The sequence below is a fragment of the Aestuariibaculum scopimerae genome, assembly GCF_059428085.1.
In genome coordinates, this window is sequence record NZ_CM182089.1 from 3380124 (window position 1) to 3394785 (window position 14662).

Sequence of the window (14662 nt, forward strand, 5' to 3'; positions counted from 1 at the left end):
TCGGGGCTTTATTAATTTAAAATAAATGATACATGCTATCGTTTTAAGATAGATTTACTTACTTTGTATCGTAATATGCTAAAGAAAATCATTGCGTTTAGTTTGCTCCTCAGTACGTTTGCCAATGCCCAGGTTGGTGGTGAATCTACCTATCAATTCTTAAACTTAATAGCATCACCACGCCAAGCAGCGCTTGGAGGCAAAGTATTCACTAATGTGGATTACGATGTTGCACAGGGTCTTTTTAATCCGGCAACTATTAATGAAGATATGGATAACCAGCTTGCCCTAAACTATACCAGTTATTTAGGAGGCATTAGCTACGGCACTGCTGCCTATGCCTATACTTTTGATAGACACACACAAACATTTCATGCAGGTATTACATATGTTAACTATGGCTCATTTGATGGTTATGATGAAAACGGTAATTCCACAGGATCTTTTACAGGTAACGAAGCCGCTTTATCTTTAGGGTATGCTTTGCAAATTGGCTATTCAGATTTTTATTTTGGAGGTAATATAAAGCTTATAACTTCTAAATTAGAACAATATAATTCCTTTGGTGCTGCGGTAGATATGGGTTTGCTATATATAAACACTCCCATAAATTTTAATGCTGCTTTGGTAATACGGAATTTTGGAACGCAAATAACAACCTATGCCGGGCTTAACGAAAAATTACCTTTTGAAGTTGCCTTTGGTATGTCACAACGTTTAGAGAATGTCCCTATACGTTGGCATGTCACCTTTGAGAATTTACAGGATTGGCCCATAGCCAGGCCAAACCCAGCAAGGGTTGTAAGTGATTTAGGTGGTAATCAATCCGAAGAGAAAATAGGTTTTTTGGGCCAGGTAATACGCCATACCATTTTTGGGGCCGAAATTTTTCCCGAAGGTGGATTTAATATTAGATTGGGTTATAACTTTCGAAGAGCCGAAGAGCTTAGAATTGTAGATCAGCGTAATTTTTCAGGATTATCAGCTGGTTTTTCAATAAAGATGAATAAAATGCGCTTTAGTTATACGCACGCCAAATATACTAGTGCGGCCAATTCTAACTTTTTTGGCCTGCAGATAGATTTAAGGTAAACTTTTTCACAACAAAACTTTAAAACTTTATAACTTTACAGCTTTTAAGCTTAAGCTATTCTTATGCCAAAAATAACCATAGCCATAGATGGGTTTTCTTCAACAGGAAAAAGTACAGTTGCAAAACAGCTAGCAAAGCATTTAGGCTATGTTTATGTAGATTCCGGTGCTATGTATAGAGCCATTACCTATTATGCCATGCAAAAAGGATTGGTAGATGCACAGCATTTTGATGTAGAGGGGTTAATATCCCGTTTAAATGACATCCAAATTAGTTTTAAGTTTAATGAGCAATTAGGGTTTGCTGAAGTATATCTAAACCATGTTAATATAGAACAGCAAATACGCACCCTGGAAGTTTCTGGATTTGTTAGTAAAATTGCTGCAGTACCAGAGGTGCGTCATCAATTGGTCAAGCAACAAAAAAATATGGGCAAGGATAAAGGCGTTGTTATGGATGGCCGTGATATTGGTACTGTGGTATTTCCTGATGCAGAACTTAAACTATTCATGACCGCATCGGCAGAAACAAGAGCTAAACGACGCTATAAGGAACTTTTAGATAGAGGGGAAGATGTAAACTATGAAGATGTTCTAAACAATGTTCAAGAGCGTGATTATATTGATTCTCATAGAAAGGATTCACCATTGGTTAAAGCAACCGATGCTATAGAAATTGATAACTCTAACATGAGCTTACAAGAGCAGTTTGATACCATTCTAAAATTGGTTCATAAGGTCATGGATAGCTAAAATTAAGATTCTTCGCTACACACTGAATGACACTAAGTCCACTTATAATGACAAAGCCTAATCTTCTAAACATCTAAATAACCTAAAAATTAGGTAGATATATACAAATTATGTATTTTTGCACTCCTTTTAGCGATATACGGAAAGATAAAAGGAATGACAATCAATTATTTATAACACTTCTGTGTGTTATCGCATCAATCTTCCGGAACATACAGGATACAAAATTTTAATCAGCACATGGCTGAAGAAAAAGAAAAACAAGCTGAAGTAGTTGAGGCAACAACAGAAGCTGTAGAAACGCAACAAGCACCAGAAGTATCTGAGGCTAAAGCAAACCCCGAAAAATTCTTAAAAGACTTTAACTGGCACAATTACCAAGAAGGTATTGATGAAGTTGATGAAAAACAATTGCAAGAATTTGAAAAATTAGTAGAAGAAAATTTCGTTGACACCTTAGATGATGAAGTTGTAGAAGGCACTGTTGTACACATTTCTGATAGAGATGCTATCATTGACATCAACGCAAAATCAGAAGGTGTTATATCTCTAAACGAATTTCGTTACAATCCAAACTTAAAAGTTGGCGATAAAGTAGAAGTATTGATTGATGTACGTGAAGATGCTACAGGACAATTAGTATTGTCTCACAGAAAAGCACGTGTTATCAAAGCATGGGATCGTGTTATCAAAGCTAATGAAACTGGAGAAATTGTTAACGGTTTTGTTAAGTGTAGAACTAAAGGTGGTATGATTGTAGATGTTTTTGGCATCGAGGCATTCTTACCAGGTTCTCAAATTGATGTGAAACCTATTAGAGATTATGATCAATATGTAAATAAAACTATGGAGTTCAAAGTTGTGAAAATCAACCACGAATTTAAAAACGTAGTAGTATCTCATAAAGCGTTAATTGAAGCTGATATTGAAGTACAGAAAAAAGAAATTATTGGTCAATTAGAAAAAGGTCAAGTATTAGAAGGTATCGTAAAAAACATTACATCTTATGGTGTGTTTATCGATCTTGGTGGTGTAGATGGTTTAATCCATATTACAGACCTTTCTTGGTCTAGAATAAACCATCCAAACGAAATTGTTGAGTTAGACCAAAAGCTTAATGTAGTAATCCTTGATTTTGATGAAAACAAATCAAGAATCCAATTAGGATTAAAACAATTGAGCAAGCACCCATGGGAAGCATTGGCTGATGAAGTACAAGTTGGAGATAAAGTAAAAGGTAAAGTTGTTGTTATAGCAGATTACGGTGCGTTTATTGAAGTAGCCGATGGTGTAGAAGGGCTAATTCACGTATCAGAAATGTCTTGGTCAACACATCTACGCTCTGCACAAGATTTTGTATCTGTAGGAGACGAGGTTGAGGCAGTTATCTTAACTTTAGATAGAGAAGAACGCAAAATGTCTTTAGGTATCAAACAATTAACTGCTGATCCTTGGACTGACATTACTGAGAAATACCCATTAGGTTCTAAGCATACTGGTATTGTACGCAACTTTACAAACTTTGGTGTATTCGTTGAATTAGAAGAAGGTATCGATGGCTTGATTTACATTTCAGATTTATCTTGGACTAAGAAAATTAAGCACCCAAGTGAATTCTGTTCAGCTGGCGACAAACTAGAAGTGATTGTTTTAGAATTGGATGTAGAAGGTCGTAAACTTAGTTTAGGACATAAGCAAACTACAGAAAACCCATGGGACACTTACGAAACAGAGTTTGCATTAGAGACTGTTCATGAAGGCGAAATCTCTGAGATTGTTGATAAAGGCGCAACTGTAGCGTTCAATGAGGATGTTGTAGCATTTATACCATCACGTCATCTTGAAAAAGAAGACGGTAACAAACTTAAAAAAGGAGAAAATGCCAAGTTCAAAATCATTGAGTTTAATAAAGAGTTCAAACGTGTTGTAGCATCCCATACTGCTATTTTTAAGGCAGAGGAAATTGCAAACGTAAAAGCAGCTGCTAAAAAAGTAGCCGATCAAGCTGCAGAAGCAAAACCAACCTTAGGTGATGCCAATGAAGCGTTACAAGCTCTTAAAGATAAAATGGACGGAAAGCCAGCAAAAAGCAAAGCAAAAAAATAATTGTTATATGCTTTTAAATGGCAATTCATTTATAATATTAAAGCCTTCAATTTCTTTGAAGGCTTTTTTTATGAAACCAATTTAAAAAAACAATAAGTTTTAAAATTTTGCATTACCTTTGTATACCAAATACGTTTGGATAGTATATGAGTCAAAAAGTTTTACTTAACGCAAAAGAGGTAAACATCATTCTTCATCGATTGGCTTGTCAACTTATTGAAAAACACAACGACTTTTCAAATACTGTATTAATAGGGCTGCAACCACGAGGTGTGTTTTTAGCAGATAGACTGGCTAAAATACTAAAGGACGACTATAAGGTTAAGAATGTACAATTGGGGCATTTAGACATTACCTTTTTTAGAGACGATTTTCGTAGAGGTGAAAAAACCTTAGAGGCTAACACCACTAAAATCAACTTTTTAGTTGAAGAAAAAAACATCGTTTTTATAGACGATGTGTTATATACAGGCAGAAGTATTAGGGCTGCTCTAACAGCCATACAATCTTTTGGCAGACCCAATGAAATAGAATTACTAACGCTTATTGATAGGCGATTTAGTAGGCATTTGCCCATACAGCCCACATATAGAGGCAGGCAGGTAGATGTTATAAACAGCGAAAAAGTAAAAGTAAACTGGAAAGAGAACGATAATGAAGACGCTGTTTACTTAATAGAAAAATAATCAATTGAAAAATTAAAAGATTGAACTTTTTAGGAGCAACTTTTAACTTTTAACTTTTAACCTAAGAGAATGAGCGAATTAAGTGTCAACCACTTATTAGGAATCAAATATCTAAATGAACAAGATATTCAACTTATTTTTGAAACTGCCGACCATTTTAAAGAAGTGATTAACAGACCCATTAAAAAAGTCCCTTCGCTAAGAGATATTACCATTGCCAATCTGTTTTTTGAAAATTCAACTAGAACCAAATTGTCTTTTGAACTAGCGGAGAAGCGTCTATCGGCAGATGTACTTAACTTTTCATCATCACAATCCTCAGTAAAAAAAGGTGAAACTTTAATAGATACGGTTAATAATATCCTGTCTATGAAAGTTGATATGGTTGTTATGAGACATCCCAATCCTGGGGCGGGTGTATTTTTATCGAAACACGTAAAGGCCAGTATTATTAATGCAGGTGATGGTGCACATGAACACCCTACACAAGCGTTGTTAGACTCGTATTCTATAAGAGAAAAGCTAGGTGATGTAAGTGGAAAAAAAGTAGTGATTGTTGGTGATATTTTACATAGCAGGGTAGCACTCTCTAACATCTTTGCACTACAACTACAAGGTGCCGAAGTAATGGTATGCGGACCAAAAACATTGCTTCCAAAGTATATAGATAAACTTGGAGTTAAAGTTGAAACAAACTTACTTAATGCTTTAAAATGGTGTGATGTAGCAAACATGTTGCGTGTGCAGAATGAGCGTATGGATATTAATTATTTTCCATCCACAAGAGAATATACCCAACAGTTTGGTGTTAATAAAGAACTACTAGATTCTTTAGATAAAGACATAACCATAATGCACCCAGGACCTATCAATAGAGGCGTTGAGATTACAAGTGATGTGGCAGATTCAAAGCAGTCCATCATTTTAGATCAAGTACAAAATGGGGTAGCTATAAGAATGGCAGTCATTTATCTACTGGCCTCAAAAATTAAACAATAAATCATGATTTTAGATCAAGACGGTAATATATCTATCATTACACAGGAAAAAGCCACTATAGTAGAGCTGGTTAAAAAATTACAAGCATTATATCCAAAATTCAAAAATAACAATATCATAGTGGTCCTAACCACATTAAAAACATTACATGTTAGTGATATTGTAGAATTTCTTCAGGTATCAAACACACATAGAAGTTCAAAACAATCTTTTGTTATCGTTACCAATAAAATTGATTTAGACGAGGTACCTGATGAGATTGTAGTGGTACCAACACTTCAAGAAGCCTATGATATTATTGAAATGGAAGAAATGGAACGTGATTTAGGAATTTAATATGCAAGAATTTCATTTAGCACAAGTAAATATTGCTAGAATGTTGGCGCCAATGGACGATCCAATAATGAAAGATTTTGTAGATAATCTAGACAGGATCAATGAAGTTGCAGATCGTAGTGAAGGATTTGTTTGGCGTATGAAAGATGAAGACAAAGATTTAGGGAAATCCATTTTTAAAGAGGATGCCTTACTCATTAATATGTCCGTTTGGAAAGATTTAAAATCACTTTTTAATTATACCTACAATTCATTACATATTGAAGTTTTTAAACGCCGCAAAGAATGGTTTAGCAAATTAAAAATGATGCACATGGTTTTTTGGTATGTGCCAGTAGGGCATAAGCCCAGTTTACAAGAAGCCAAAACCAGATTGGATTATTTACACAAATTTGGAGAAACGCCCTACGCCTTTACTTTTAAAAGTAGCTATACACCTAATGATGCATTAAACTATAAACCCCAAGAATAAAATGAAGCTCACAATTTTAGGCTGTTTTAGTGCTACACCAAGAGCTTTAACCAATACTACATCCCAAGTATTGGAAATAAACAATCATATGTTTTTAATTGACTGTGGTGAAGGAACCCAAGTACAATTACGAAAGCACAAAATTAAATTCAATCGTATTAAGCATGTCTTTATCTCGCATTTACATGGCGATCACTTTTTTGGCTTAGTAGGACTTATATCTACATTTAGACTACTAACTAGAGAAGCTGATTTACACATTTATGGACCTAAAGGCATTAAAGAAGTTATTACACTCCAAATGAAATTGGCCGATTCATGGACCAATTACAATTTAATTTTCCATGAACTGGAATCAACTGCATCTGAATTGATTTTTGAAGATGAATCTGTTGAAGTGCATACCATTCCATTAAATCATCGTATATATACCAATGGCTTTCTTTTTAAAGAAAAAGAAGGAAATCGCAAGCTGGAAATTAATAAGGTAAAAGCGGCCAATATAGATATTGCTTACTACCGGAAATTAGCACAAGGGTTTGATGTGGTAAATGAAAATGGTAAACTCATTAAAAATGAAGCGGTTACCAAACCAGGACCAAAACCAAAAAGTTATGCATTTTGTAGTGATACTATGTATAAAACAGATATTGTTCCGCTTATAAAACATGTAGATGTGCTGTACCACGAATCTACTTTCTTGGAAAAACATGCCCATCTAGCTGCTAAAACAAAACATTCTACTGCGAAAGAAGCGGCCAACATTGCTAAACATGCCAACGTAGACGTATTATTACTTGGACATTATTCAACCAGATATGATGGTTTAAAAGCCTTTAAAGAAGAAGCACAAGAGGTTTTTAAGAACGTAGAGCTATGCGAAGATGGAAAAACCTTCCAATTTTAATTCAACTCCCTTAGCTTTAATATCCAAGTCATGGCCTCGTCCAAAGACTCACAGCGTTTAATACTTTTAGAAGAAAACCGTTTTTCAAGTGTAGCGTTCAGGTAAGCCATATTACTGTAAATAACTAAAGCACTAGCAACAATAACATTATAGTTATCATGTACCTGTTTCCATGTATGCGGATCAAGAGAGTAGGAGTTAACTCTGTTGGATATATATCCTACCTTAGCATCCTTTCCATAAAATGCCACTACCTCTTGCATGATCATTTCAATCATGTTCCAATCAAAATGTATGCCTTCATGTATTTCAGAAATAAAGAAGCGATCACATAAGTAAAAATCACCAAAATCCATCTTAATGTGGTAAGACTTATGTATTTTGTAATATGTAGACTCCTCGAATGTCATGGGTCATTTTTTTAGGGTTTGCAAAAGTAGTATATTTTTTAATAAAATAATCATAAATTGTTGTTATTTTGCATATTATGGAAAAAGATCTAAGCAATTACAGAAAATCTTATGAGAAAGGAGCATTACTATTAGAAGATGCTCCAGAAAACCCGATTGAGTTATTCCAAAAATGGTTTTATGAAGTAGACCAATTCTTTCCAGAAGATGAAACCAATGCTATGACCATTGCTACCGTGGGGCTCGATGGCTATCCTAAGGGTAGGGTTGTACTGTTAAAACGCTATACGTACGAAGGCTTTATTTTTTTTACAAATTATAATAGCGAGAAAGGTAAATCCATAGCAAACAACCCCAAGGTATGCCTATCATTTTTTTGGCATGGTGCCGAACGTCAAGTTATCATTAAGGGCAAGGCAGAAAAAATAGCCGAAAATTTAAGCGATGGATACTTTGAATCTAGACCAAGAGGTAGTCAACTAGGAGCCATAGTATCTAACCAAAGTGATGTTATAGAAAACCGTACTTATTTAGAGAAGAAGCTTTTTGATCTTGAAAAAACATACGAAGGTAAAGACGTACCTAGACCCGTATATTGGGGAGGCTATATTGTAAAACCTATTGAAATGGAGTTTTGGCAAGGCCGTGCTAATAGGTTACACGATCGCATTCGATATACTTTACAACCTGATTATAATTGGCTAAAAAATCGACTATCTCCATAATAATACCGATGTAATACATTTTAAATCTTTTTAAAGTTGCATTTTACCGATTAAAAACATTTAATATCGATTAAGTGCGTGTTTTTAATCGATTTTAACATTTCATTAACACTCTCTTCTAAGTAGGTTGCTAATTTTACAGGACCAAATCTAAATTTAACCTACTTATGAAGTTATTAATTAAACTGCCTTTACTGGCATTGTTGGCTATGCTCACATTTTCCTGTGCCACAGATAGCCTAGATGACAAAGCTGATGCTATTGAATTAAGCTTAATCATACCTGAGGAAAAACCCATAGAAGTAGAAATACTTGAACTTATTAACAATCACAGACTATCTAAAGGTCTCAAACCGCTTAATGACATGACACTTGTTAAGTCCGTAGCATTTTCACATACCGATTACATGGTTGAAAAGAATGAAGTATCGCATGCTTATTTTTATAAAAGAAGCGAATACTTAAAAGCTAATGCCGGTGCTACTAAAGTATCAGAGAATGTCGCTTATGGTTACAGCTCTGCATCGTCCGTAGTAAATGCCTGGCTTAAAAGTGATGGACACCGTGCAAATATAGAAGGCGATTTTACCAACTTTGATGTAGCTGCTGAAGTCAACACCGAAGGTAAGTGGTATTACACCAATATATTTATAAAGAAATAATGGAATGGGATGTCATTACGAACATTACCGAAAAACAAAATATATTTTGTTTTAAAGGTAGCAACGTAGTTGAGAAGTAATCTATTGTTAATTTACAGATTGCTTTGTGTCTCGAAATGACAAACATACCAAACAACATAATCATTTGTTTCATGTTTTACTTGTGATTGGTAACAAAGTACAGTGTGGTTATTGTACTTTGATGAATACAATGGTTATATTAATAACTTAATTGTTATTGAATTTAGCTTTAGGTATAAAATCCTCTCAGTTTTATCTGAGGGGGTTTTTTATAACATAGCCTATCAATTTAGGAGTTATATCCGTTTTAATTATTTAAGCTTTGTTGTATATATTGCTCAGGTATGTAATGTACTTTATATAGGGCATATAACGTGCTTTACATAGGGTATGTAACGAGAGTTACATGGGGTGTGTAATGCCTGTGGTTATGTGGTGGGGAAGACAGAGGAATTTACAAACAAAAAAACCACCAAAAGTATACACCTTTGATGGTTTAATTATTATTGAATTTAGGTTTGTTTTCTATTTTATATTAATCTCAGTTTATATGTTAATTTTTTAGCGTTTCGACTGGTCGCGAACTAACAATCTAACAATCCAATTATCGAATCATCTAATCTACTTCATCTTTATCACAATAAACTGTGTACGTCTGTTCAATTGGTGTTCGGCTTCTGTACATGGCGGGTTGCCATCACAACCGTTTACTAATTGGCGTTCACCAAATCCTTCACGAGCTGTAATCCTAGAGGCCTCTACACCTTTAGATATTAAATATTCGTAAGTGGCATTGGCACGATCTAATGATAACTGGTCGTTGTATGCCATAGTACCTCTAGAGTCGGTATGCGATTCAATTCGAATGGTCATTTCTGGATAGGTATTAACCATTAGGTTAACAATTTTATCAAGCTCTAATGCCGCATCTGGACGAATGTTATACTTGTCAAAATCAAAATAAATCGTATTTAATTTTGCCAGTACCACAACATCTTCAATAGGTTTTAGTGTTATATCTTGTCTAATACTTGTTACAGCAGGTTCTAAATTTTTAGAGCTGAACGCTACGGAAGCATCGGTATAATCTGCTTTGCTAGCTGTTATTTTATAATCGGTATCACGATCAATATTGATTTCGTAGAAACCATCTTCATCCGTTTCTAAACTTACAATTTCATTACCATTGGCATCAAACAATGTTACTGTAGCATTGGCAATGGGCTTTTCATTAACATCATCAATAACTGTCCCTTCTACATGCAATTCAGGAATACGTCTGTAGCTATAAATATCATCGCTACCTATACCACCAGCTCTATTAGAGGCAAGGTAACCTGTTAGGCCATCGCTATTCATGGTAAATGAAAAATCATCTTTACTGGAGTTAACGGGCACACCTAAATTAATAACGCTCACAATGGCCGCTTCTTGATTTGTTGTAGTAACAAAAACGTCTAGCAAACCAAGTCCTTCATGACCGTCGGATGAAAAGAACAATATATTTTCGTTGTTTATAAATGGAAATACCTCATTTCTTTTGGTATTTACAACATCCCCAAGGTTTTGCGGGGTTCCAAAGGAACCATCGGTATTAATATCAACATAATAAATATCGGAATCACCTACGCTCCCTGGCATATCTGATGCGAAGTATAACTTAGTGCCATCTGTATTCAATGCAGGATGGCCACAGGAGTAATCATCACTATTAAAGGGTAATTCTTCTATATTGGTCCAGGCACTATCTACTAAAGTGGCTTTGTATATCTTAAGGTTACTAATACCATTTTTATCTTTTCCAAGGGTTCGCTTTGTAAAATTGGTTCTGGAAAAATACATGGTATTACCATCGGGTGTAATAGTTATAGGGCCATCGTGGTACAGACTGTTTACATCGCCTTTTATTTTGTTTTTATGCTTAATATCTACACTGGCTGTATCTTTCTTTACATAAACATCTAAAAAGGGTTCGTTATTCCAGCCATAAATATGCTTTGTTGAAACGCCCTCATCTCTAGATGATATATAGTAAACATCATCGCCGTATTTATAAGCTCCAAAATCACTGTACTTGGAATTAAAATCAACGCTTGATAAAAAGTAATTTTGCTTAGCATTAAAAATGGCGGTTATAAAATCGTCATCATCAAGGTATTTTGCATCATTGATAGCGCCTCCTGCTTCTTTAAAGCGTTTAAGCCACTGGCGTGAGGCTTTATAGTTTTTAACACCTCTTAAGGCTTGGGCGTATTTGTAATAATACGTTATTGGCACTTGGTCTTGCGCAACAACTTTTTCATAATATACCACAGCACTATCAGGATTTCTCATGTAGGCATAACAATCGGCCAATTGCCTAGTGGCATAATCGGTATTATAGTCTTTTTCAATGAGCTCATGATATACTTCAACAGCATGGGCAAAGGCAAATTTATTGAATAGATTATCAGCCTTCTTTTGTTTACCTTGCTGGGCGAATGTTGCTGTGCTAAGCAAGAACGCGATACAGACTATGATGTGATTCGTTAGTTTCATTTTTTGTTTTTATTAGCACTTGTCACGTTGAGGGGCGTCGAATCCTCCAGTTGCAGGGCTTCGGACTGCGCTCAAGCCTGACATTCGTCTTATTATTCCATTTTAACAACTATAAACTGCGTACGTCTATTTAATTGATGAGCAGCTTCCTCACAATTTTCACCGTCTTCACAACCATTTGTTAATCGGCGTTCACCAAAACCTTCATGCGATGTAATTCTAGCTGGGTCAATACCCTTAGAAATTAAATATTCATAAGTTGAATTGGCTCTATCTATAGATAGTTTGTCGTTATAGGATAATGTTCCTCTAGAATCGGTATGTGATTCTATGCGAATAACCATTTCTGGATAATCGTTTTGCATTAAATTAACGATTTTATCCAATTCTAAAGCGGCATCAGGACGGATGTTGTGTTTATCAAAATCAAAATAAATAGTATTCAATTCTGCCAATTTTATAACATCTTGTACAGGATTCAATAACAGATTGGCTGTAATGGTTGTAAGCTCGGTTTGAATGTTTTTTGATGTAAATGTTCTATAGTCGTCAATATACTTTTCTTGACTTCCAACAATTTTATAATCTTGATTTCTGTCTATGTTAATTTGGTAATAACCATTTTCATCGGTTTCCATATAGGCAATTTGTTTGCCGTTACCATCAAACAATGTAATGATTGAATTGGGTATGGGTTTGGTATTGATGGCATCGGATACTACACCCTCAACTTTCAGCTGGGGTACTCTATGATAGGCATATACATCATCATCGCCACGCCCTCCAGATCGGTTAGAGGCAAAATAACCCGTAATACCGTTTGGGTTCATGGTAAATGAAAAATCATCTTTATTGGAGTTTACAGGAACCCCAAGATTAATAACATCTACTATAACATCATTCTCGTCTTTAACAGTACCAAAGATATCCAATAGACCTAAGCCTACATGGCCATCTGATGAAAAGAAAAGTGACCCTTCGTTATTTATAAAAGGGAAGCCTTCAGCGCCCTTTGTGTTTACAACATCTCCTAAGTTTTGTGGTTCACCAAGACTACCGTCTGGTAATATATCTACCATGTAAATATCAGAACCGCCTTTTCCACCGGGTCTGTCTGATGTAAAATACAGTTTTGTATCATCACTGTTTAAAGCAGCATGCTGGGTAGAGTAGTCGTCACTATTAATAGGTAAGTCCACTACATCTGTCCAAACACTATCCTTATAAGTTGCTCTATAAATTTTCATGGTAGTTAAACCGTGTTTATCTTTTCCTTCTACGTTATCTTTAAAGTTGTTTCGGGAAAAATACATGGTTTTGCCATCCTTTGTAATGGTTACGGGACCATCGTGGTAAATGGAATTGATATCACCTTTTATTTTTGCGGTATGGTCTACATTTTTTTTACTGCCAACTTCTGTAACATAAACATCCAAAAAGGGTTGTTCATTCCATCCATACAGGCGTTTTATAGATACTCCTTCGTCTCTAGAAGATGTAAAATAAACGTTTCCATCATGCTCAAAAGCACCAAAGTCACTAAATTTAGAGTTGAAATAGACTTTATCTAGAAAGTATTGTTGTTTAGCATTGAATACACTGCTTATAAAATTAATATCTTTTGAAAAATCGTTGGCATTAACTACACCGCCAGAATCTTTAAAGCGTTGCAGCCATTGCTCGGATGCCTTATAATCTTCAATACCTCTTAAGGATTGCGCATATCTATAGTAATATTCGATAGGTGCGTTATCTTGCTCTACAACTTTTTTATAGTATTTAGAGGCATTTTTAGGGTCACGCATCAATGCATAACAATCGGCTAATTTTCTAGTAGCATAGTCTACATTATAGTTATTTTGAATAAGTTCTTTATAAACTTCAGTAGCTTTTACAAATGAAAATTTATTGAATAAGGTATCGGCCCGTTTTTGTTTGCCTTGCTGTGCGGTGACAGTAAAGCTTAACAAAAGGATGATACTGGCTAGTATGTAGGTAGTGATTTTCATAGGATAGGGTTCTAAAAATATCTTGGTGATTTTAATTTAGAGCTTATGAACTTAAATTCATAAATAAGCAATACCTCGTGTGTACCATTTGTATATCTTGAGATATCTGAAATAGGCTTTTCATAGGCATACCCCACACGTAATTGTCTTGATACTTGAAAATCTGCAAATCCACCTATAGCACCAGTAGATTCATTAAGTCGGTAAGAACCACCCAACCAGAATTTTTCGTTAAACAGGAAGCTACCTGTAAAATCGTATGATATAGGGGCGCCATTAGTTGCTTTTACTAAAACAGCTGGTTTAAGCTTAACGCTTTTGCTTAAATCGAACACATAACCACCGGTAAAGTAATAACTTAAACGTTCTAAAGCTTCAAAGCCTTCTTCAGTATTTCTATCGGTATTTAATACTCTTGGTGTTGATAGACCTAAATACCATTTGTTGGTACTCCAATATACACCAAGACCAATGTTTGGTGTCCAGCGGTCTGCAATACCATAAATTAAGGGGTCTGAACTTTCAGAGGCTCTAAAATCTGAATCTAAACTATATTGTGTAAATCCTGCTTTTATACCAAAGGCCAGTTTTCCATTTTTTCCTGTTGGAATGGCATATGAGAAGTCGCCATATAGGTATGTAAAGTTTTCAGGACCCAAATCGTCTTCAATAAAAGATAACCCTAAACCAATTCTATCATTCCTAAGTGGAGTGTGTATAGAAAGGGTTTGTGTAATAGGACCACCATCAAAACCAACCCATTGGCTTCTATGCAATCCAACAATGCTTAAGGCTTCTCTACTACCTGCATAGGCAGGGTTCACAGAGATGGTGTTAAACATGTACTGCGTAAATTGTGGCAACTGTTGTGCCACAGAAACTGTACAGCCAAACAACGCAATCGCGATTATGTTATATTTTATAAGTTTCATCTGTTATAGGTTAA

14 protein-coding genes are annotated in these 14662 nt (G+C 35.1%); 10 read left to right on the forward strand and 4 right to left on the reverse strand.

The window, feature by feature from the left end:
* Nucleotides 1-75 precede the first annotated feature (75 nt).
* The 8 genes from porQ (at nt 76) to AC5SR4_RS14695 (ending at nt 7351) form a co-directional block, all read left to right on the forward strand.
* The gene (gene porQ, locus AC5SR4_RS14660; RefSeq protein WP_495357025.1) at nt 76-1092 is read left to right on the forward strand and encodes a type IX secretion system protein PorQ; all 1017 of its coding nucleotides are present in this window, start codon (nt 76-78) and stop codon (nt 1090-1092) included.
* 63 nt (nt 1093-1155) lie between these two features.
* Entirely contained in the window at nt 1156-1845 is a 690-nt protein-coding gene (cmk, locus tag AC5SR4_RS14665) for a (d)CMP kinase (protein ID WP_495357026.1), read from the forward strand.
* Between the two features lie 240 nt (nt 1846-2085).
* Nucleotides 2086-3951, forward strand: coding sequence for a 30S ribosomal protein S1 (gene rpsA, locus AC5SR4_RS14670; protein WP_495357027.1), 1866 nt, complete (start codon nt 2086-2088; stop codon nt 3949-3951).
* Between the two features lie 146 nt (nt 3952-4097).
* On the forward strand, nt 4098-4637 hold the full coding sequence (gene pyrR / locus AC5SR4_RS14675; RefSeq protein WP_495357028.1) for a bifunctional pyr operon transcriptional regulator/uracil phosphoribosyltransferase PyrR: 540 nt from the start codon (nt 4098-4100) through the stop codon (nt 4635-4637).
* A 69-nt stretch (nt 4638-4706) separates the two neighbouring features.
* Entirely contained in the window at nt 4707-5636 is a 930-nt protein-coding gene (locus tag AC5SR4_RS14680) for an aspartate carbamoyltransferase catalytic subunit (protein WP_495357029.1), read from the forward strand.
* A gap of 3 nt (nt 5637-5639) precedes the next feature.
* Entirely contained in the window at nt 5640-5972 is a 333-nt protein-coding gene (locus AC5SR4_RS14685) for a ribonuclease Z (RefSeq protein WP_495357030.1), read from the forward strand.
* 1 nt (nt 5973) lies between these two features.
* A complete protein-coding gene (locus tag AC5SR4_RS14690; RefSeq protein WP_495357031.1) occupies nt 5974-6444 on the forward strand; it encodes a DUF3291 domain-containing protein in 471 nt (156 codons plus the stop codon).
* A 1-nt stretch (nt 6445) separates the two neighbouring features.
* Nucleotides 6446-7351 carry a ribonuclease Z gene (locus AC5SR4_RS14695; RefSeq protein ID WP_495357032.1) on the forward strand — a complete coding sequence of 302 codons (906 nt, stop codon included), beginning with the start codon at nt 6446-6448 and terminating at the stop codon, nt 7349-7351.
* Here AC5SR4_RS14695 and AC5SR4_RS14700 read toward each other — a convergent pair.
* A complete protein-coding gene (locus AC5SR4_RS14700) occupies nt 7348-7761 on the reverse strand; it encodes a hypothetical protein (RefSeq protein WP_495357033.1) in 414 nt (137 codons plus the stop codon). The two genes, AC5SR4_RS14695 and AC5SR4_RS14700, sit on opposite strands and share 4 nt — an antisense overlap.
* A gap of 77 nt (nt 7762-7838) precedes the next feature.
* On the opposite strand from AC5SR4_RS14700, the gene pdxH reads away from it, so the two are divergent.
* Both pdxH and AC5SR4_RS14710 read left to right on the forward strand, forming a co-directional pair.
* On the forward strand, nt 7839-8486 hold the full coding sequence (pdxH, locus tag AC5SR4_RS14705; protein WP_495357034.1) for a pyridoxamine 5'-phosphate oxidase: 648 nt from the start codon (nt 7839-7841) through the stop codon (nt 8484-8486).
* Between the two features lie 167 nt (nt 8487-8653).
* Nucleotides 8654-9148, forward strand: coding sequence for a CAP domain-containing protein (locus AC5SR4_RS14710; protein ID WP_495357035.1), 495 nt, complete (start codon nt 8654-8656; stop codon nt 9146-9148).
* Nucleotides 9149-9790: 642 nt separating this feature from the next.
* Here AC5SR4_RS14710 and AC5SR4_RS14715 read toward each other — a convergent pair.
* The 3 genes from AC5SR4_RS14715 to AC5SR4_RS14725 all read right to left on the reverse strand — a co-directional run bounded on the left by AC5SR4_RS14715 (nt 9791) and on the right by AC5SR4_RS14725 (nt 14648).
* Nucleotides 9791-11707 (reverse strand): OmpA family protein, encoded by a 1917-nt coding sequence (locus tag AC5SR4_RS14715; protein ID WP_495357036.1) that lies wholly within the window; start codon nt 11705-11707, stop codon nt 9791-9793.
* A 92-nt stretch (nt 11708-11799) separates the two neighbouring features.
* Nucleotides 11800-13716 carry an OmpA family protein gene (locus AC5SR4_RS14720; protein ID WP_495357037.1) on the reverse strand — a complete coding sequence of 639 codons (1917 nt, stop codon included), beginning with the start codon at nt 13714-13716 and terminating at the stop codon, nt 11800-11802.
* 11 nt (nt 13717-13727) lie between these two features.
* A complete protein-coding gene (locus AC5SR4_RS14725; RefSeq protein ID WP_495357038.1) occupies nt 13728-14648 on the reverse strand; it encodes a PorP/SprF family type IX secretion system membrane protein in 921 nt (306 codons plus the stop codon).
* Nucleotides 14649-14662: the final 14 nt, after the last annotated feature.